18 protein-coding genes, 1 other RNA gene and 1 riboswitch are annotated in these 20,119 nt (G+C 36.7%); of the genes, 2 read left to right on the top strand and 17 right to left on the bottom strand.

Annotated features, from left to right (window positions below; genetic code table 11):
- Nucleotides 1-225: 225 nt before the first annotated feature.
- From ACK4M9_RS00085 to ACK4M9_RS00130, 10 genes are all read right to left on the bottom strand, one after another.
- Nucleotides 226-1,308: an AI-2E family transporter gene (locus tag ACK4M9_RS00085; protein ID WP_409846616.1), complete on the bottom strand. Its 1,083-nt coding sequence runs from the start codon at nt 1,306-1,308 to the stop codon at nt 226-228.
- A 222-nt stretch (nt 1,309-1,530) separates the two neighbouring features.
- On the bottom strand, nt 1,531-1,719 hold the full coding sequence (locus ACK4M9_RS00090; protein WP_409846617.1) for a hypothetical protein: 189 nt from the start codon (nt 1,717-1,719) through the stop codon (nt 1,531-1,533).
- Between the two features lie 83 nt (nt 1,720-1,802).
- Nucleotides 1,803-1,994 (bottom strand): hypothetical protein, encoded by a 192-nt coding sequence (locus tag ACK4M9_RS00095; RefSeq protein WP_071317955.1) that lies wholly within the window; start codon nt 1,992-1,994, stop codon nt 1,803-1,805.
- A gap of 15 nt (nt 1,995-2,009) precedes the next feature.
- On the bottom strand, nt 2,010-2,489 hold the full coding sequence (locus ACK4M9_RS00100) for a PRC-barrel domain-containing protein (RefSeq protein ID WP_409846618.1): 480 nt from the start codon (nt 2,487-2,489) through the stop codon (nt 2,010-2,012).
- Between the two features lie 94 nt (nt 2,490-2,583).
- Entirely contained in the window at nt 2,584-4,860 is a 2,277-nt protein-coding gene (recD2, locus tag ACK4M9_RS00105; protein WP_409846619.1) for an SF1B family DNA helicase RecD2, read from the bottom strand.
- Between the two features lie 106 nt (nt 4,861-4,966).
- The gene (locus ACK4M9_RS00110; protein ID WP_409846620.1) at nt 4,967-5,620 is read right to left on the bottom strand and encodes a tetratricopeptide repeat protein; all 654 of its coding nucleotides are present in this window, start codon (nt 5,618-5,620) and stop codon (nt 4,967-4,969) included.
- 69 nt (nt 5,621-5,689) lie between these two features.
- A complete protein-coding gene (gene mnmA / locus ACK4M9_RS00115) occupies nt 5,690-6,796 on the bottom strand; it encodes a tRNA 2-thiouridine(34) synthase MnmA (RefSeq protein WP_409846621.1) in 1,107 nt (368 codons plus the stop codon).
- Nucleotides 6,797-6,814: 18 nt separating this feature from the next.
- Nucleotides 6,815-7,957: a cysteine desulfurase family protein gene (locus ACK4M9_RS00120; protein ID WP_409846622.1), complete on the bottom strand. Its 1,143-nt coding sequence runs from the start codon at nt 7,955-7,957 to the stop codon at nt 6,815-6,817.
- 114 nt (nt 7,958-8,071) lie between these two features.
- The gene (gene cymR, locus ACK4M9_RS00125; protein WP_409846623.1) at nt 8,072-8,491 is read right to left on the bottom strand and encodes a cysteine metabolism transcriptional regulator CymR; all 420 of its coding nucleotides are present in this window, start codon (nt 8,489-8,491) and stop codon (nt 8,072-8,074) included.
- Entirely contained in the window at nt 8,424-9,116 is a 693-nt protein-coding gene (locus ACK4M9_RS00130) for a YczE/YyaS/YitT family protein (protein ID WP_486303939.1), read from the bottom strand. Before ACK4M9_RS00130 ends, cymR begins: the two co-directional genes overlap by 68 nt.
- Nucleotides 9,117-9,284: 168 nt before the next feature.
- Between ACK4M9_RS00130 and ACK4M9_RS00135 the strand changes: the two genes are divergently transcribed.
- Both ACK4M9_RS00135 and ACK4M9_RS00140 read left to right on the top strand, forming a co-directional pair.
- Nucleotides 9,285-10,610, top strand: a complete 1,326-nt coding sequence (locus tag ACK4M9_RS00135; protein ID WP_409846624.1) for an AAA family ATPase — start codon at nt 9,285-9,287, stop codon at nt 10,608-10,610.
- A 464-nt stretch (nt 10,611-11,074) separates the two neighbouring features.
- Entirely contained in the window at nt 11,075-11,722 is a 648-nt protein-coding gene (locus ACK4M9_RS00140) for an RsfA family transcriptional regulator (RefSeq protein WP_409846625.1), read from the top strand.
- 49 nt (nt 11,723-11,771) lie between these two features.
- On the opposite strand, the gene ACK4M9_RS00145 is transcribed toward ACK4M9_RS00140, so the two are convergent.
- From ACK4M9_RS00145 to ACK4M9_RS00175, 7 genes are all read right to left on the bottom strand, one after another.
- Entirely contained in the window at nt 11,772-12,491 is a 720-nt protein-coding gene (locus tag ACK4M9_RS00145) for a LutC/YkgG family protein (RefSeq protein WP_409846626.1), read from the bottom strand.
- Between the two features lies 1 nt (nt 12,492).
- Nucleotides 12,493-13,923: a LutB/LldF family L-lactate oxidation iron-sulfur protein gene (locus tag ACK4M9_RS00150; protein WP_409846627.1), complete on the bottom strand. Its 1,431-nt coding sequence runs from the start codon at nt 13,921-13,923 to the stop codon at nt 12,493-12,495.
- Nucleotides 13,924-13,936: 13 nt separating this feature from the next.
- Nucleotides 13,937-14,656: a (Fe-S)-binding protein gene (locus ACK4M9_RS00155; RefSeq protein WP_409846628.1), complete on the bottom strand. Its 720-nt coding sequence runs from the start codon at nt 14,654-14,656 to the stop codon at nt 13,937-13,939.
- 175 nt (nt 14,657-14,831) lie between these two features.
- Nucleotides 14,832-16,622 carry an L-lactate permease gene (locus ACK4M9_RS00160; protein WP_409846630.1) on the bottom strand — a complete coding sequence of 597 codons (1,791 nt, stop codon included), beginning with the start codon at nt 16,620-16,622 and terminating at the stop codon, nt 14,832-14,834.
- A 450-nt stretch (nt 16,623-17,072) separates the two neighbouring features.
- Nucleotides 17,073-17,834 (bottom strand): tRNA threonylcarbamoyladenosine dehydratase, encoded by a 762-nt coding sequence (locus tag ACK4M9_RS00165; protein ID WP_409846632.1) that lies wholly within the window; start codon nt 17,832-17,834, stop codon nt 17,073-17,075.
- Nucleotides 17,835-18,305: 471 nt separating this feature from the next.
- Nucleotides 18,306-18,484: non-coding RNA, 6S RNA (gene ssrS, locus ACK4M9_RS00170), on the bottom strand.
- Nucleotides 18,485-18,573: 89 nt separating this feature from the next.
- Complete coding sequence (locus ACK4M9_RS00175; protein WP_409846634.1) at nt 18,574-19,848, bottom strand: homoserine dehydrogenase; 1,275 nt, start codon at nt 19,846-19,848, stop codon at nt 18,574-18,576.
- A gap of 47 nt (nt 19,849-19,895) precedes the next feature.
- Nucleotides 19,896-20,048: riboswitch (SAM riboswitch) on the bottom strand.
- Nucleotides 20,049-20,119: the final 71 nt, after the last annotated feature.

The following is a 20,119-nucleotide window of genomic DNA, read 5'->3' on the forward strand; positions in this document are numbered from 1 at the left end:
CTTTCAGGAGTAGCTATTTATTAATCTTCATCTAGAATTTCTCTCAGCCATGGAAATTCCTCTCTGCTTAAGAAAAGTAAACTTTCCTTTTATAGATGGTCTTTAATAAAGGGTTCCTTCATCAAGTTTTCATTATTTTGCTTATAGAAGTCATTATAGTTATGGTACTAACCTTTGTCAATATTAGCCTGACAACTTAATAATCACTGCTTCCACTACTAGTAGTTATAATTCAACTTCTTTCTTAGATTTTTTCTGTAATGCTTCGCGGACATGCATAATAATCACTTTCAAAATCGCTAAGATTGGGACGGCTACAATTAATCCAATAATCCCACCTACTTCGCCTCCAACAATTAAAGCGAACATGATTAAAATCGGGTGCATATGTAAACTTTTCCCGACAATTAATGGTGATAGAATATTTCCCTCAATTAACTGAATACCAAAATTAACAACTAGGCCTAGTAATACAAGTTGAAAAGATTCTGTAAAAGCAATAATCGCTACTGGGACAGCCCCTATGATTGGACCAAAATACGGAATGATGTTTGTAATTCCAATAAAAATACCCAAGATGACTGCATAAGGCATTCCAACTATCCAAAGTCCGATTGAGGCGATGATCGCAACTACTAAGCAAACTAAAAGTTGTCCTCTTATGTAGTTCCCTAAGGATACATTAATATCTCTTACTAATTCTCTGCCAGATTTTCTCCATTTACGGGGTGTTAAATACCAAGCTGTTTTTTCTAGTAAATCAAAATCTTTTAGTAAATAGAAAATTAAAAACGGGATAATAATAGCCATTAAAAAATAATCAACTAAGCCCCCTAAACTTTCAACTGTACCTACAACACCTTCAGCAGCGATTCCCTCTATATTTGTAAAAAAGCCTTCTACTTTTATGCGAAACCCGTCAGGCATCGTTGAAGTTTGCTGATAAAAATTACTAACAACATTTCGGTATACGTTAATGAATTGTGGAATGTTTTCAATTAAGTCTTTTAACTCCTCAATAATATAAGGTGTACCTTTCATTAATAAATAAGCTAGAAAAATCATAAATACAATATAGATAAGCAAAATTGAAATCGTCCTTGGAACACCAAGACTCTTCATCTGTTCAACAATCGGGTGTAATAAGTAAGTAATAACACCAGCAATTAGAAAGGGCGTAGCTACCCTTACGATTACTAATAAAACAGGGTTCCAAATTGGAGCAAGTAATAAAAATACATAGCCGCACAAAAATATAACTAACAAACTAACGAAACGGATAAGCCATTTCATTGATAATGGTTCCAAAAAAACACCCCATTTTTATCCAAGCTAATGTTATTGTTAAACAAAAGCTGATAAATTATAAGGCAAATTGAAAAGCAAAAATTAGAATTCGCACGTGCTCTTGTTAGCCAAGCTACCACAATATACTGTTTGTGTTTTGCATCTAGACATTTGTTATTTAACTCAAATACCATCTTACTCATGATAAAAACCCCTAGCATCAACTAGGGGCTTCATCGAATTTTAAGAAAACGTACGCATCATACGCTTTTGAAGTTTTTGAATTGTTTGCTTTGAAGGCATCATTTCAGCAAATTCAATGTTATTTGTCATTGGTTCCATCATTCGCATCATTCTTTTGCGACGTTTTGGATCCATCATTGTAACTGCGGCTGCACCTAAACCTATAGCAATTAATGTTGTTGTACGCAATTCATTCACCACCAATTTTAGAGTGTAATTCCAATGACTTCTTTGGTCAAATTCCCCTCTAACACTTGATGAACGATAGTTAATTAACTACTTTCAACGCTCATATCTTCATCTTCAAAAAGATCATCAAGTGAGCTTAAACTTCCGTCTTCTTCAACTTGGTGTAGTGAAAATCGTCCGTTTACGATAGTTAATTCAATAAAACAATGCCAGCAATAATATTGATTTGTACCAATTTTCCCAATATCTTTTCCTTTGCAATTAGGACAACGCATCGTAGGGGTCCTCCCTTAACAATTTAAATCGATGACTAGAACATCTTCACCAACTGTCAAGGGAGCTGTTGATTTCAACACTCGTTTCCCCTCTTTTAAATCAGCGATAAAACCGTCTGTCACCTCATACCCTACGATATTGCCCAATTTTTCATTAAAATATACATCTTCTACCAAGCCCAACTTTTCCCCTTCAGATGACATTAATGTTTTCCCAAAAATTTTGCTATTTCCATTATGAAGTGAATGATATGGAAAATGCTTTTGATCATAGTTCGATAGCTTTTTACTATCGGAAATGACTAAAGCATCGCGTCCTATTGCATCGATATTTTCTAAAGGTACAAAAAGGTGGCTGTTTAACCAACCATTCTTATCAATAAGAAAACCTGCCACATTCGTTTCATGAAATAACAAATCGATAACCTTACCGATTTCTTTTCCACCTTTTAAAGAAACAACGGATAAACCATTAAGAACGGAAAACGTTCGCAAAGTAACTCCCCCACCTTTCCGAACATTTATATCATTTGTTAAAATCGGCCAAACATGCTGGGTAACTAATTCCAATCAATAAGATAACAACAGATCAAGGTGTTCTAGCTTCTACATTTATGATGAGTTTTTCCTTAAGCATCGTATTTCGCTTCATCTCATTCTGTTGCTGAATTGCAGTCTGAAATGCCTGAACTTCACCACACAATATCAAGTATTCCTTCGCCCTTGTAATTCCTGTATAAACTAAATTACGACGCAACATCCGATAATACCCCCTTACAATTGGCATAATTACGATCGGAAATTCACTGCCTTGTGATTTATGAACACTGCAGCAATATGCTAATGTTATTTGATTTAAATCCTGTTTAGTGTAGGTAACCTCAATGCCATCAAAAGAGATGATTAATTGATCTTGTTTTTCAACATTTTCCTTAGCGTAAAATAGCGCTACTATTTCTCCTCTATCCCCATTAAAAACATTTTCCTCAGGATTGTTTACAAGCTGCAAAACAACATCACCGACTCGGTAGACTACATCTCCGAAAACAATCTCCCGTTGTTTTTCTTTTTTCGGATTAAAGATATTTTGCAGTTTTACATTTAGGGCTTCGATTCCGGCATTGCCTCGATACATAGGCGCTAGCACTTGAATGTCCTTTGCTGTATAGCCTTTTTTAATGGCATTTTGGCAAATTTGCTCGATGACAGAAATAACCTGTTCCTGACTACATGGAAAAAACCGACGGTCTACTTTCGCTTCTGTAATATCATCTGGCAAATGACCTTCTTTCATTTTATGGGCTAGCTGTATGATTGACGATTCTTTAGATTGGCGGTAAATATCAACAAGATTTACTGTCGGAACGACCTTTGAATGAAGTAATTCACTTAACACTTGTCCAGGTCCTACAGACGGAAGCTGGTCTTCGTCACCAACTAATATAACCTGAATTGAGCTTGGCAATGATTTAAAAAGCTGGTTCGCAAGCCAAATGTCAACCATTGAAACTTCATCAACAATTAACAACTTTCCTTCAATTGGATTGTCTTCATCTTTCTCAAACCCAGAATGCCCACCTTTCCAGCCTAACAGACGATGAATTGTTTCTGCTGGTAAGCCTGTTGCTTCAGACATTCGTTTTGCCGCTCTTCCGGTTGGGGCAACTAAAATAATTGGAAAAGGATTAGTTTTACCGTAATCTTTTTTATTTAAAGAAAGTCCATGGAGTTTCGCATAAGACTCGACAATCCCTCTTATTACAGTCGTTTTCCCAGTTCCTGGCCCTCCAGTTAAAATCATCATTGCTGATTGCAATGCTGTTTTGATTGCCTCCTTTTGTGATTGCGCATATTCAATTTTTAATTCATCTTCAGTCTCACCGATTGCTTTTAAAAATTCTGCTTCTGGAAACTCATCTATTTGCTCTGTGTTCGTTAGTAGTTTAGTAATATTTGTCACAAGTCCTTTTTCAGCAAAGAATAACGAAGGATAGTAGACGTTCTCGCCTTCAACAATTAGCTGACCTTCTTCTTCTAAATATAGAAGTTGCTGTTCAACCTCTTGTTTAGATATCGAATAGCTATAATCGCTAAGTAAGGTAATTGCTTCTAAAATAAGCTCATCCCTAACTAAATAAACATGTCCTTCTGATAGTGACATTTCTTGAACAATATGTAGACAACCAGCATGAATTCGCTCTGGTTGGTCTTTCGTAAAACCAAGTACTTGCCCTAATGCATCTGCTTTAGCAAACCCTATTCCTTCGACATCATAAATAAGCTGATATGGATTATTTTTAATAACTTGTAATGTTTCTTCTTTATAGGCTTGAAAAATTTTCATCGCAAGTTGTGGACCAAAACCATATTTATAAAGCTCAATTAAAACTTGTTCGATTCCTTGATGCTCAATCACCTGATGATAAATTAGTTGAATTTTATCATCCTTAAGAGATGCTATTTTTTTCAGGACATTTTTATCCTCAACAATTTTAGAAATTGCTTGGTCTCCTAGCTTGTCAACAATAGCCTCTGCCGTTTTTCGACCAATCCCTTTAAATCGTTCGCTACTTAAATAGCGAATAATTCCTTCTGTTGTTTTAGGAACTTCTTTTTCGAAACTGCTGACTTGAAACTGCTGACCAAACTTTGGATGCTCGATTAATTTTCCATAAAACGTGTATTGGTGCTCTTCATCTAACTTTGGGAGCGTGCCAACAATAGCAATTACCTTTTCAAAGAGCTCTACATTCGTATGATGAACTTTAACCCTTGCAACAGTATAAAAGTTTTCTTCATTCGAATAAATAACGGTAACGAGCTCTCCTTTAATAAAGGGGCTATCTGTGTGATTTTCTTCAATCATTTTCATAACCTCTTTTTTAGTAAAACTGGCTCTCCTTAGATTGTTATGCCTAGTTTTACTCATACTATTATCATTACCTCAAAAACCATTTTCCTTGTTTATTTGTTTAGAGTAGCGCCTCTAGTTGCTTTTTTCCGTTTCCTGCAAGGAGATGACCGGGCTGGATTTTTAACGCTTGCTCAAAACTAGCTAATGCTTTTTCGATATCTTCTTTAAACGCATAAGCTACACCTAAATTATAGTATGCATCAGCATGATTTTCATCTAGTTTTATTACTTTTTCAAGGACAGAAATCGCTTCATCAACCTGTTCTGTTTGTGCGAGCGTTAGACCATATTGAAACATTGCATCAATATCAGTCGGATTTTTCTCAGTTGCCGTAAGCAGGTTTGCTAACGCATGAGGCAAGTTCCCCAAATTATAATAACAAAGCCCGAGCATAAAGTAAGCATCAGCTTCCACTAAACCATTAGCAATAGCTTCTTTAAACATTCCAACGGCCTCTTCAAACATTTCTTGATCATAATATGTATTTCCTGCACCGTAATAAGCAGTCGCCATCGTTTGATCGATTTCTATTGCCTTTTGATAGAAAGCTATCGCTCGTTCCTTTTCTCCAATAATTGAGAGTAAGTGACCGAAGTTAACATATGCAACTGTATCGTTTGGATTTTCTTGAATGGCTTCGTTTAATATCTTCGCGGCTTCTTCTAATTTTCCTTCTTGAATGAATTGATTTGCTTTAATAATATTGTCCATCGTGATAGCCCCTTTTAAGATTATTTTTACTTTTTTCTGAAAAAAAGACTGTCCCAATTGTAATTAGGATCAGTCCACATTTTTAATTACTTTATCTATTGTTCCCCCACCTAGGCATTCATCGCCATCATAAAGGACAACTGCTTGTCCTGGTGTTATTGCCCGCTGCGGTTCATCAAAGATAACCTTCAAATTCCCATCAACTTCCTGATGAACCGTAACGCCCATGTCTGGCTGGCGATAGCGGAATTTTGCTGTACAATGAAACGTTTCAGGTTTGGGTTTGTCACTTACCCAATTAATTCCAATCGCTGTTAATCCTTCAGAATATAGACTTGGATGATGAAAACCTTGAGCGACATGGAGCACATTTTTTTCTAGATCCTTGCCAACAACAAACCAAGGTTCACCGGAACCACCGATTCCAAGACCGTGCCTTTGGCCCAGCGTGTGATACATTAAGCCCTCATGTTTTCCTTTTATTTCACCTTCCAACGTTTGCATTTCTCCAGGTTGTGCAGGTAAAAACTGGCTTAAAAATTCTTTAAAATTTCGTTCTCCGATAAAGCAGATACCAGTACTATCTTTTTTATTGGCTGTCGCAAGTTCTGCTTTTTGAGCAATTTCTCGGACTTCTTTCTTTGGTAAATTTCCGATCGGAAACATCGTCTTTGATAATTGCTCTTGTCCCAAGGCATTTAAGAAATACGTCTGGTCTTTATTGTCATCTACTCCGCGCAGCATTTTATATTCACCATCGCGAAACTCGACTCTAGCATAATGTCCTGTTGCTAGATAATCGGCACCAAGACTCATCGCGTGTTCTAAAAAAGCTTTAAACTTAATTTCTTTATTACACATAACATCTGGATTAGGAGTTCTACCTGCTTTATATTCATCTAAAAAGTAAGTAAATACCTTGTCCCAATATTGTTTCTCAAAATTGACTGCATAATAAGGGATCCCAATCTGATTACAAACACGGATCACGTCATTGTAATCTTCAGTAGCCGTACAAACTCCGTTTTCATCTGTATCATCCCAATTTTTCATAAAAATTCCAATTACATCATAACCTTGCTCTTTCAAGAGGTATGCCGCAACAGATGAATCCACCCCACCTGACATTCCTACAACAACTCTTGTATCTTTAGGGGCTTTTTCGTTTTGTAGCATGACCCCACCACCTCTCAATTACTGTTTAATTCGGCGAACAATCTTCACTATTTCATGAGCAACTCGCTCTATTTCCGCAAAAGTATTCCCTAACCCAAAACTAAATCGAACCGCAGACATCGTTCTTTCTTGATCGTTTGGAAACATGGCTGCTAGTACGTGAGAAGGTTCCAGACTTCCAGCGGTGCAAGCAGAGCCACTAGATGCCGCGATTCCTGCTAGATCAAGATTAACTAATAAAGACTCAACTCCTACCCCATGAAAGCTAACATTTAATATATGCGGTAGAAAAGAAACCTTGTCCCCATTCAAAGTATATTCGAGATCAAACTCATCAAAAATGGCTAACATCCGCGTGCGAAAAGTTAGATATTGTTCCCTTTTCGCTTCTCTTTCTCTAAATGCAATTTTAGCAGCTTCTTTCATGCCGATAATTCCCGCAACATTTTCTGTGCCAGCACGGCGTTTTCTTTCTTGATCACCGCCAAATACACTCGGATAGATTTTTTTTTCGCTATTTGCGAAAAGAAAACCAACCCCTTTTGGTCCATTAACTTTATGAGCTGATACACTTAAAAAATCAATATGCATTTCTTGCACATCAATAATTTCTATCCCATATGCTTGAACTGCATCTGTATGAAAGGCTATTCCCTTCCCATGTAAAAATTCTCCAATTCCCTTAACTGGTTGAATTGTTCCTACCTCGTTATTCCCAAACATAATTGAAGCTAATATCGTATCTTCGCGAACTGAGTTCTTTAACTCATCTAAAGAAATCATTCCATTTTCTGTAACGTTTAGATACGTAATTTCAAAACCCTTTTTCTCTAAATACTGACAAGTATGCAAAAGGGCGTGATGTTCAATCGAAGTTGAAATAATATGTTTGCCTTTTTTCATATTTGCTGTGGCATAACCGATGATTGCTAAATTGTCAGCTTCAGTACCACCACTCGTAAAGATAATTTCTTTTTCATTAGCATTAATCGTTTTAGCTAAAAAACTTCTAGCTTCATCAAGTGCTTGTCTCGTTTTCCGTCCGTATTGATGAATACTTGATGGATTCCCAAAGTTTTCATAAAAATACGGAAGCATTGCGTCTACAACCGCTGGATGAGTTGGCGAAGTAGCAGCATGATCTACATATATAGATTTCATAATTATTTTTGCACCTTCTTAATAATCAATATAGAATGTAGAATCAAATGTTAATTGCTATCTAGCCTCTTAACAATTCTCCATTCTGAATTTTACATTCTACATTATTATGGACTAAATATAAAACATATAGTATTCTTGGTTTCCTTTATCTTCGTAGTTAGCTAGGTCAGCTAATGTTGTGTTGTCTAAAACATTTTTAACAGCATCTCTTATTTTAATCCAAAGATCTCGCTTTGCAGGTTCCTCGTCTTCTAATACTTCTACAGGACTAATAGGACCTTCTAGAACACGAATAATGTCTCCTGCAGTTATTTTATCTGCTTCTTTTGCTAACATGTAGCCGCCATATGCACCGCGAATACTTTTTACTAAAAGTGCGTTGCGCAGTGGGGCAATTAATTGCTCTAAATAATGTTCTGATAAATCATGGTCTTTCGCAATTGATTTTAATGATACAGGCCCTTCACCTTGCTTCTTTGCTAACGCCATCATAATCGTTAACCCGTAACGTCCCTTTGTCGATATTTTCAACTTTTATCCCTCTTTCTATCATTCCATCTACTAAACGTTGACATTGCGGCAACGTAAAACCTACTACATTACCAATCGTGACACTAAATACAATTGTTCCTATAAACACAGGACCACCTAAAACCCAACCAATGATTAGCACAACAATCTCCATGACGAAACGAACATGCTGAACTTTCCAACCACTACGCTCAGTAATAGCTATCATTAAACTATCTCTCGGCCCTGCTCCACACTTAGGAGCTATATAGAGGCCAATACCATAACCGCAAACAATTACTCCAATCAAGAGCATAACATATTGTCCTATTGTTGTGGCGGGAGTATTAATAAATATCCGAAAAATATCAATAAAAACACCTACAAGCAACATGTTAAAAAACGCACCAAACTGTGGCCATTCTTTTGTTATTATACTCGTTATAGCTATTATACAAAATCCTACAATTATTGACCATGAACCAACTGTAAGTCCAATTTGTTTCGTTAAACCTATGTGGAGAACATCCCAAGGTGCAACTCCTAGGTTAGCCTCAATCATTAAGACAATCCCTAACGACATAACAAGCAAACCTACTAAAAAAATTACCCATCTCTTACGTATTCTGTTCTTGTCTGCTCCCACGGTTGTGTCATCCCCTCGTAGCCTTGCTACTAATCTGTACATATCACCATTAATTATATCACGATTTGCGAAATTGTTGGGAAGTATTAGAAGATGTAGATAATCGTTGCAATTCGTAATCTCATCAGTTATTCTGACTCAAAAGACTGTTAAAGAAGGTGAAGAACAGTGGATTTATTTAATTATTCGTCCGAGCAAAAAGAACGTGTAAAAGGCCCATTAGCAAGTAGGATGCGTCCTAGAACAATTGATGAGGTCATTGGTCAAGAAGATATACTCGGGAGGGGAACGTTACTTAGACGGGCAATTGAAGCTGACCGCTTAACACCAATGATTTTTTACGGACCACCAGGAACTGGAAAGACGACAATTGCAAAAGTCATCGCAAACTCAACCTCTGCCACATTTGAGCAGTTAAATGCTGTTACAGCTGGAATAGCTGATATTAGAAAAGTCATTGACTTAGCGAAAGAAAGACTATTAATGTACGAGCAAAAAACTGTTTTATTTATCGACGAAATCCACCGCTTCAACAAAGGTCAACAAGATGCATTATTACCAAATGTTGAAGACGGCACTGTGATATTAATTGGTGCGACAACAGAAAGCCCGATGTTTGAGATCAATCAAGCCTTGCTTTCTCGCTCCCGTCTTTTCCAATTAAAACCTCATACTGATAAAGATATTAAAGAGATTTTAGCTGTAGCGCTTCGAGACAAGGAACGCGGTTTTGGAGACTATCAAATTCAGATTACCGATGAAGCCTTAAATCATATTGTTAATGTCGCAAATGGTGATGCCAGGTCAGCTTTAAACGCATTAGAGCTCGCTATTTTAACAACGAATCAAAATTCAGACGGAGAAATCTCCATTACATTACGAATTGCCGAGGAATCAATTCAAAAACGGATCGTCCGTTACGACAAAAAGGGCGATAACCATTACGATACAATTTCTGCTTTTATTAAAAGCATTCGCGGTTCTGATCCAGATGCCACGCTATATTGGCTTGCCAAGATGCTTTATGCAGGAGAAGACCCAAAATTTATCGCAAGAAGGCTCTATGTTCATGCTGCTGAAGATATTGGATTAGCAGACCCAAATGCCCTGCTCATCGTTCAAGCTGCCGCTTACGCCGTCAACTTTGTCGGTATGCCTGAAGCGAGAATTCCATTAGCAGAAGCTGCCCTTTATTTAGCAACAGCACCGAAAAGTAATGCCGTAATCGTCGGCATTGACAAAGCACTCGAAGCAGTAAAAAAGGAAAAGACAGGCGATATTCCGGTTCATTTAAGAGATGCGCACTATAAAGGCGCAAAAGAATTAGGTCACGGTATTGGCTATAAATATCCTCATGACTATGAAAAAAATTATGTGCCACAGCAATACTTACCAGACCATATGTTGAATAAACGCTTTTATAATCCTTCTCTTAACGGCTATGAATTAACCGTTAACAAACGTTTGCAGTATTTTGAACAACGGAAGAACTAGTTAGATTGTAGAGTTATTTAATGGGTTATGCTTTGAAGCATAGCTCAAACTCTCAACTCTACAATGGCTTTTCTACTACCGCCTGAATGACATGGGAGAGCCCATGATGATGCTTACCTTCATAACATTCTACTTATACCCTTCTGCACTGAATATCTGATCCCACATATTCATGTAAAACAGCTCCTTTTAGCGTCTCTACTATTTTATCCTAACATTCAGTTATTTCATCTATTATATACGTCTTATACTAAGTAGTTTGACAGAAGAATTTACAGTAAAGCTAGTTTTATTTTCAAGAAGTTCTTTAATTTCATCCATGCAGGAAGGATGTTATCAAAAATTTTAGCTAGTCTATGTATATTTCAAACAAAAGCTGGCAAAAGTATTACTAAACAATTAACCATTTAACATTTTAACAATGGATAGAAAAATAGAAATGATTTAAGGAGCTGAATTTTATTATGAAAATTAGACAGGATGCTTGGTCATCAGAGGATGATTTACTACTTGCTGAAACGGTATTACGCCATATAAGAGAAGGTGGAACCCAGTTAAAAGCGTTTGACGAAGTGGGCGATGAATTAAACCGTACATCGGCAGCATGTGGTTTCCGCTGGAATGCAGTAGTTAGAAATCAATACAATGAGGCAATAAAACTAGCAAAAAAACAACGAAAAGAAATGAAACGAAGAATGTCTTATAAACCTACTACAATCCATTCAACGCAAATGGAAGCTACAGTGATGCCAACTATGACAGCACCTGAAGTAAAAGTTGCAGCGTATCAACAACAAAGTATTAGTCTCAAAGACGTACTTAACTTCATTCAATCATTAGCATCAAAGGAAGGTAGTTCATTAGAATTAAGAAAAGAAAATGAAAAGTTAATGAAAGAAAACTTACAACTTATGACTGAAAAAAAGGAATTAGAAGCGAAGTTTTCTAAGCTTGAAAACGATCATCGTGTCGTTGAAGAAGACTATCAATCATTAATTCAAATTATGAACCGTGCACGCAGAATGGCCCTCCTTCAAGATGAGGAAGAGCAAGTACAAGCACCTAAGTTTAGAATGGACAAAAATGGAAATTTAGAGAAAATAGCAAAATAGATAATACGTGCCGAAACAAAAAGCATCGGAAAACCGATGCTTTTGTTTTTTATTTATCATCTACAATGATATAAGTCGCTTTAATAGGTCCATGAACACCTACAACTAGATTTAACTCAATATCAGCACTATTACTTGGTCCCGAAATAAAGTTAATACACGATGGAATTCTGCCTTTTTGAGCCATTTGATGTATTTTAGTAGCTGCTTGTGACATCCGCGGAACAATTGAACTCTTTGGAATAATAGCAATATAGGTTGCTGGTAGTAGACTTACAGATCTACCTTTTCCTTTTTCACTAAATAAAACGACTGATCCAGATTCCGCTAGTGTAATATCGGAAAATGTAATCCCAATGTTTGCTCGTTCAGATATTGTAATATTTTCCTCCCCTAATGCTGGGTCCCAAACATGAAATTCATTCGACTCTTCCTTTGCAAACTCTTCAAATACCTCTGTTAGACTATACTCTTCAAAGCGAGGATCATTCCAATTAACAATTGATTTGCCACCAAGTTCGGCAATTGCTTCTCTTAGAACATTTGGTAACGTTTGTATAGTGGCTCTTTTAGCGACCGTATGAATTCTTTGACATTGATCTTCTAATTGAGCTGCTAACTCGTCTTGCGACATCCCTTTAAAGACTTCGTATTGAGGTCGATGCTTCCACTCAGGTCTGACAACACCCGCCGTTTTCCGCTCTCTTCCTAAAGACTTTGCAATATTATTTAGGAATTTATCTTTGTTATAAACTGTTCCAACTGTCATATTAGTTTCCTCCTTTGTCACGGTTATCAAACCATGTTCTGAACTTGTCTTTACCTTTACTTAGTTCAGGAAGGTCGCGAATATCTGTCCACAATTTTACTGGCCCTGGACCATCTGTAATAAAACCATTTTTCGTAAAAGGACTCATAACAGAAGGAGCTGATTTGGTTCCAACACCATATACAGTTGGTGATGAAGCAGCAAAAGCATACCCTTTCATTGCTAATTTCTCAGCAAATGGTGCTTTCCCTTCTTGCTCGACCATTACACGACGGTGTTCAATTAATAAATTATGCAGTGGAATTTTCACAGGACAAACCTCAGTACAAGCCCCACATAAACTAGATGCGTAAGGTAATTCCTTCCATTCATCGTAATCACCCAATAATGGATTTAGGACAGCACCAATTGGCCCCGGATAGATTGAACCATAGGAATGACCGCCAATATGACGATAAACTGGACATACGTTAATACAGGCAGCACAGCGAATACACTGAAGCGCACTTTGGAATTGTGTACCTAGAATTTTTGATCTACCATTGTCGACAATTACTAAGTGAAACTCTTCGGCGCCGTCTACGTCGCCTTCTTCTTTTATTCCAGTTAAACCGGTTACATAGCTTGTAAGCTTCTGTCCAACGGCACTTCTAGCAAGCATACTAATTAAAATATCTAACTCTTCCCACGTTGGAACAATTCTTTCCATTCCCATAACGGCAATTTGTGTTTTTGGGATAGTTGTTGCTAGTCTAGCATTTCCTTCGTTTGTAACAAGCGATATTGAACCTGATTCTGCCACAGCAAAGTTACAGCCAGTAATTCCTACTTCTGCAGTTAAGAAGTCTTTACGTAATTCTTCACGAGCAAATAAAGCCATTTCTTTTGGGTCACTCGTTTTCTTGTACCCTCTTTTTTCTGCAAAGGTTTGACGAATTTGTTCCTTATTTTTATGAAGTGCTGGTACGACTATGTGTGATGGTGGATCATGATCATCTAATTGCAAAATCCACTCTCCAAGGTCACTTTCAATTACTTCACAACCAATCGATTCAAGCGCTTGGTTCATACTAATTTCTTCAGTAACCATTGATTTCGATTTGATAATCTTCTTAGCATTTTTACTGGAAACGACACCTTTTATATAATCGTTAGCTTCATCTGCTGTTTCTGCAAAAAAGACACTACCACCATTTTTTATCACATTTTCAGTTAACTGTTCTAAATAAAAATCTAGATTATCAAGTGTATGTTGTCTAATTTCTTCGCCAAGATTTCTCCAATCTTCCCAATCTCCTAATGCACTAATAGAATCCAAACGGCGTCCTTGCATCCGTTCTTGCGCGCCAGCCACTGCTTTACGCATAAAATCATCATTGATTCCCTTTTCTACACGAGTAAAGAACTTGTCATCCCCTGTTTTAATCCCCATTTAGTTCACCGCCTTATCGACTATTTAATACTTCTGCAATATGCATAATTTTAATTGGTTTGCCCTGGCGATTAATCCGCCCACCGATGTTCATTAAGCAACCTAAATCAGCACCAATTAAAACCTCTGCTTCAGTTTCTTCGATGTGTTGTACTTTCTCATCGACCATTTGCTCAGAAATTGGAAGCATCTTTACGGAAAAAGTACCTCCAAAACCACAGCACTGTTCTTTATTTGGTAGTTCAATCAACTCTAAACCTGCTACATTTTCAAGTAACGTGATCGGAGCTTCTTTTACCCCAAGTAGACGAGTCATATGACAAGAAGTATGGTATGTTACCTTCGCGTTAAATTTAGCGCCTACATCATTGATCTTTAAAACATCTACAAGAAACTGTGTTAATTCATACGATTTATTTTTGAGCTCTTCTGCTTTTTTCTTCCACTCTGCGTCATCTTCAAATAAATGTACATATTCATGCAACATCGTTGTACAAGATCCAGACGGTGATACTACGTATTTCGCATCCTTAAAAACGTTAATCATATGCTTTGCAACTTCTTTTGTTTCGCGGTGGTAGCCACTGTTAAAAGCTGGCTGTCCACAGCATGTTTGTTTTTTTGGAAAATCAACCTCACAGCCAAATCGCTCAAGTATTTCTACTGTGCTTTTGCCAACTGACGCTGGATAAACAACGTCTGCTAAACAAGTTAAAAACAAAGAAACCTTCATCACTTTTCCCCCTAAATCGTTATAATAGATGACCCGGTCATCAGATGACCTGTTAATGAAAAATAAACGCATAAACAATATCCGTTTCTATTTCATCTTTCTAAATTATAGTTCCCCAATCTATGATAACCAATAATAGATTGGGGAACAGTGTATTTTTTCACATTTTAGTTATTTAAGCAGCTTTTTTTTGAGCTTCGTCCATTTCTCTATTTTTCTTTATACCTGTAAAGATCATGAAGATTAATAGACCGACTACAGCGACAAGAATGATAGAACCGATGTTAAAGCCAAAATCGTAAAGATAAACGTAACCAATAGAACCAGCAAATAATACATAATACATCATTGGAATTATTGTCTTACGGATCATCGAACCTTCACGCCCTACAACACCAGCTGCAGCAGATGCTGCTACTACGTTATGAACGCAAATCATGTTACCTGCTGCTCCACCGATTGCCTGTAGAGCTACAATAATAGTTGCACTTCCACCTACACCAATAAGTTCTGCTGTATTGTATTGGAAACCTGCAAACATCATATTTGAAATTGTATTACTTCCCGCTACGAATGCCCCAAGAGCACCAATAATTGGTGAGATAATTGGCCATTCTGCACCAAATAACTCAGCAGCCCCTACCGCTAATTGGAATGGCATTGCACGGAATTCATTTGTTAAAACATTCGAGTTAATAAATACTTGAACCATCGGTACTGCAAAAAGTAATGCAGGAGCAGCACTTAAAGTTGTTTTGAAAGCACCATTTGCCGCTTTACCGTATGAACTACCTTTCATACTATAAAGGACGATACAAGCAAGTGAAACTACTAAGAAAATTGCTGCTGGTAAATAAAACGGTGTTTGTGAGGATTGAATTCCTGTTTCGAATAATCCATTTTCATTTCCAAATACATTAACATAATCAATTTTAATTCCTTGTAAGAATTTCTTAACTGGTAAAAAGTCTAGGCGTGAAATTACTAGTAATGCCCCTACTAATACATATGGGAACCAAGCTTTTGCCATTGAAACTTTTGGCCCTTTAAATTCACTTGTGTCTACTTTTAAGCTACCAGACCATTCTGGATCCCAGTTTTCTTCTTTTTCAAACGCCCATGTGTGTTTTGGTAATAAAAATCCAGCTTTTGCTGCAGGAACGACGATTGCCAAACCAATTAATCCACCGAATAAAGATGGGAACTCTGGTCCTAAAAGATTTGCAATTAATGCGTAAGGAACAGTAAACGCTAAACCTGCAAAAATAGCAAACTTCCAAATTGCTAAACCTTCAGCAAATGATTTGTTTTTACCAAAGTATCTAGTTAACATTGCAACCATAACAAGTGGTAAGAAAATACCTACAATCATGTGTAAAATTGCTACTTCTCCAGCAACTTGCAATAAAACAGCTGGAAGACTATCTTTAATTGACTCAATAGAGCCTAAACCACCATTTACACCTACTAAGATTGGAGTCCCAATTGCCCCGAATGTAACTGGTGTTGATTGAATAATTAACGCTACTAATACTGCCCCCATTGCTGGGAAACCGATCGCAACTAATAGTGGAGCTGCAATTGCTGCTGGTGTACCGAAACCAGATGCTCCTTCAATAAATGAACCAAATAACCATGCGATAATAATAGCTTGAACACGACGGTCAGGTGAAACATCTGTAAACCCTTGCTTAATTGTGTTTAAAGCTCCACCTTCTTTTAATGTGTTTAATAGTAAGATAGCCCCAAAAACGATTAATAAAATATCAATCGCCATAACTACCCCACGGAAAGATGCTGCGATAACTTGTATCATTGGTACGTTCCAAACCAACAGCGCAACTGCACCAGTTACTAAGAAAGATAATGGCATTGCGCGACTCGCTGGCCAGCGTAAGATAACCAAGAACAATAACACTGATAAAATTGGTACTAATGCAATGATTGCTAATAAACCTGTACTCAAAATAACTCCCCCTAGAATTAAATTCAAATGATCATCTTGTAACCAAAGGAAAGGAAATAGTCCCCACTAAAACCTATGAATAAATACCAATAACTCCCTTTTTGGTTGACAACCATATGTTATGGTCATCAGATGATTATTTGTAAGTGCTTTCATTATATGAAAAGTATCATATTTTATCAATGATAAGTTCAAAAAAAATTCATAAATATAGTTAATTCGTATAATAGTTAAAAATAGAACTATTATAGTGTTACGATTTTTGTATATAACTACAAACAATCGCAATTTTTAAATAGCTAAAATTTACTAGAGTGGTAAAAAATAAGTTGTTTACGTAAGAAAATCGAAATAGATATGGGATATGAGGAATTAATGAGGAGTTAACTAATAAGAAGGAGAATGTTGAATTAGACATTTACAAACTTCTAATTCAACATTCTTAAGTATCTATCGCTGTATCTCTATATCCTTTAGTAGTGTAGTAATGACATGTCCTGCCATAATAAGTCCTGATACAGATGGCACAAATGCATTTGAAGAAGGGGGCATTTTAGCTTTTCTTAACGGAGATTCTTCTTGTGCTTTTGAAACAATTTCCCTCCGGATTTCTTCACGAATTTTAATTGGTTGTTCATCAGAAAAAACAACATTAACGCCTTTATGTATACCTTCTTTACGAAGTTTTGTACGAATAACTTTTGCAATAGGATCATAACTTGTTTTTGAGATATCGGCAATTCGAAGTCTTGTTGGGTCCATTTTATTCGCTACCCCCATACTCGAGATCATTGGAATTTTACGTCTCAAACATTCTTTCATCAAATGAATTTTATAGGAGATTGTATCTGACGCATCGACAACGAAATCAAGTCCATATTCAAAAAAAGCTTCATACGTTTCCTCGGTGTAAAACATCTTCAAAGCAATTACTTCACACTCTGGATTTATATCAGCAATTCTAGCCTTCATCAAATCAACTTTTGGTTGCCCAACAGTTGAAAGCAATGCGTGAATTTGACGGTTTACGTTTGTAATATCGACGTCATCTTTATCTACCAAAACTAGTTTTCCAACACCAGATCTAGCCAGTGCCTCTGCAGAAAAAGACCCTACCCCTCCAATACCTAAAACAGCAACAGTGCTATTTTTTAAAATATTTAATCCATCATGGCCAATAGCAAGTTCATTCCTAGAAAATTGATGTAACATTAAAATTTCTCCTTCCAAATTCCTATTAATACGATAGGAAATCTAAACTTCACGAATAAAAATATATCATATGCTGTATTAAATGTAAATTTCCCTTTTAATATAGTCACTATACAGAAAAGTACTAGCGCCTGGTTAGCCAAGCTACTACCTCGAGAAACTTCTTGTGCTTTGCGAAGAGTAACCGCAGGAGCAGCGACAAGCAAATGTTCTGGCAGGAAAGCAACTTCTTGGAATACTCCTGTGCAGCTTTGCGACGAGCAAGTGAAACGGCGAAGGAGCACAGTGCGTTTTTTCACTTTTTCGCTGACAGGTTATTTGACCTCGAGGGGCTGGGCGCTAGTACTAGACATCAAAAAAAAGTACTAGCGCCCTGGTAAGCCAAGCTACTACCTCGAGAAACATCTTGTGCTTTGCGATATCATAAGAAAAAAACCTAGGAGAATTCCCAGGTTTGTGTTTCGAATAGAATAGAGTCCCGACATGCCGTATTACCTATAGTTTTGAACCTGCATAAGCAGGTGGGTGCCCTGTTTAACTTCTTGTACTTCCTCTCTAGGAAGGCTTGCACGCCAAGTTAAAACTTCAAGCTCCCATATTAAAAATGTTGGCTCAAAACGTATAGTATCCTACAAACACTTCAGGACTCTCATTTGTTGTTTTTATAATATCACGATTTAATTTTGAATTCAAGTTTGTCAAAAAATGCTCGAAATTTAGACTAATTTATTCACGTTGATCATAAAGCCTTTAACTTTTCATTTTTCTTTTTAATGTGGACTTCTTTTCTAACACGTAAAACGGGGTATAGCTCTATGTTTTGCTGAATTATATTTAATTTGTGACCCGGTTCATCAACAGTTACTAACATCGCTATTTTCTCGTCATTCTCAAATTGGACAACGTCACTTACTTTATATTTTACCTGTTTTAGCAACTGATAAACCTCTTTTTCATACTTTAAATCAAATAATAAAAGAAACTCACTAAACCCTTCTTTACTTACTAGTTTTCTTTTGACTAGCTGTTGTTGAGTGTCTTTCTTTAATAATTGATGAAGATAATCTTCAATCATACTTGTCGCTGTTGGTTTTTTACCGGCACCTGGACCTGAAGCAACAAAATTACCTAACCAATCTCCTTGCAAATAAACTCCATTATTCTCATTTTCGATCGCTGTTAAGGGGTACTTTTCTTCAACAAAACTCGGTGTAATTGATCCTTTCACCTCGTCTCCATCATAATAAGCCTCTGCAATATATTTTAATTTCAACCGAAAATATTCGCCTGCTTTGAAATGCCAACTTTTTAATTGAGACAATCCTTTCCTTTGAAATTGTTCAGGTTTAGGCCAACTACCAAAACAAAGCCTACAAAGAATTTGTAGCTTGTATAGAGCATCATACCCTTCAATGTCAGCGGTAGGATCTGCCTCAGCAAACCCGCGTTCCTGTGCTTCTTTTAAAACACTTTCAAATGTACGAGTTCCATCTTGTAACTTAGTAATAATGTAGTTTGTCGTTCCATTTAAGATACCAGATACTCTCTCAACTGAAGTCCATTGCAACTGACTCTTAAGTGTATTTATAATTGGAATACCACCTGCAACTGTCGCTTCAAATCCGATGAAGGTTTCGTTTTTCTTGGCTAAGTTCTCTAGTAAAAAACCATGCTTAGCTACTAACTCTTTATTTGCTGTGATAATCGCGGTTTTTTTCGTTAATAAAAACGTTAAATAATCCAGTGCAGGTTGTTCACCACCCATTGCCTCAAAAACAACATCAAAATCATGTTTAAAAAATTCAGTAGGAGAATCTGTTAGTAAATGAAAGTTATCTACACCTAAATACCTGTTTTTGTTTCTAATAAGAATTTTTTCTACACTAATTTTTTCTTGTAAAAGGTTCTCTAGATAGTCTTGAGTTTCTGATATCCCCTCATACACACCCGAATTTACTGTACCAAAGCCTAGTAAACCAATCTTAAGCAATGCCATCAGCTCCTTTTTATCCATAAACTAGAAAAAACCTCTCCAGATAAGGAAAGGTTTTCATGTGCCTTCACTTATCTACCAGAGCCGATAGCTCTGCTGAAATTAGCACCTTGTCTTTACGATTAAGATAAACATGTGGACCACTTGCCATCACAGTAATCTTAATCTAAACAGGTTGCCGGGCTTCATTGGGTCAGTCCCTCAGCCTCTCTTGATAAGTAGTATATAATTTTCATAACAGTTACTTTTTGAATTGTATAACTATTTCAAAACTTCTAAAATTGACGTAAAC

The sequence above is a fragment of the Anaerobacillus sp. genome (genome assembly GCF_046314235.1).
GTDB lineage: Bacteria > Bacillota > Bacilli > Bacillales > Anaerobacillaceae > Anaerobacillus.

What these genes read in the sequence shown, in the direction of transcription:
- ACK4M9_RS00145 (WP_409846626.1), bottom strand. Translation starts at nt 12,491, where the DNA reads ATGACAGTTGGAACAGTTTATAACAAAGATAAATTCCTAAATAATATT.
- mnmA (WP_409846621.1), bottom strand. Translation starts at nt 6,796, where the DNA reads ATGCTACAAAACGAAAAAGCCCCTAAAGATACAAGAGTTGTTGTAGGA.
- ACK4M9_RS00165 (WP_409846632.1), bottom strand. Translation starts at nt 17,834, where the DNA reads ATGTTACATCAATTTTCTAGGAATGAACTTGCTATTGGCCATGATGGA.
- ACK4M9_RS00120 (WP_409846622.1), bottom strand. Translation starts at nt 7,957, where the DNA reads ATGAAATCTATATATGTAGATCATGCTGCTACTTCGCCAACTCATCCA.
- recD2 (WP_409846619.1), bottom strand. Translation starts at nt 4,860, where the DNA reads ATGATTGAAGAAAATCACACAGATAGCCCCTTTATTAAAGGAGAGCTC.
- ACK4M9_RS00140 (WP_409846625.1), top strand. Translation starts at nt 11,075, where the DNA reads ATGAAAATTAGACAGGATGCTTGGTCATCAGAGGATGATTTACTACTT.
- ACK4M9_RS00150 (WP_409846627.1), bottom strand. Translation starts at nt 13,923, where the DNA reads ATGGGGATTAAAACAGGGGATGACAAGTTCTTTACTCGTGTAGAAAAG.
- ACK4M9_RS00155 (WP_409846628.1), bottom strand. Translation starts at nt 14,656, where the DNA reads ATGAAGGTTTCTTTGTTTTTAACTTGTTTAGCAGACGTTGTTTATCCA.
- ACK4M9_RS00110 (WP_409846620.1), bottom strand. Translation starts at nt 5,620, where the DNA reads ATGGACAATATTATTAAAGCAAATCAATTCATTCAAGAAGGAAAATTA.
- ACK4M9_RS00175 (WP_409846634.1), bottom strand. Translation starts at nt 19,848, where the DNA reads ATGGATAAAAAGGAGCTGATGGCATTGCTTAAGATTGGTTTACTAGGC.
- ACK4M9_RS00095 (WP_071317955.1), bottom strand. Translation starts at nt 1,994, where the DNA reads ATGCGTTGTCCTAATTGCAAAGGAAAAGATATTGGGAAAATTGGTACA.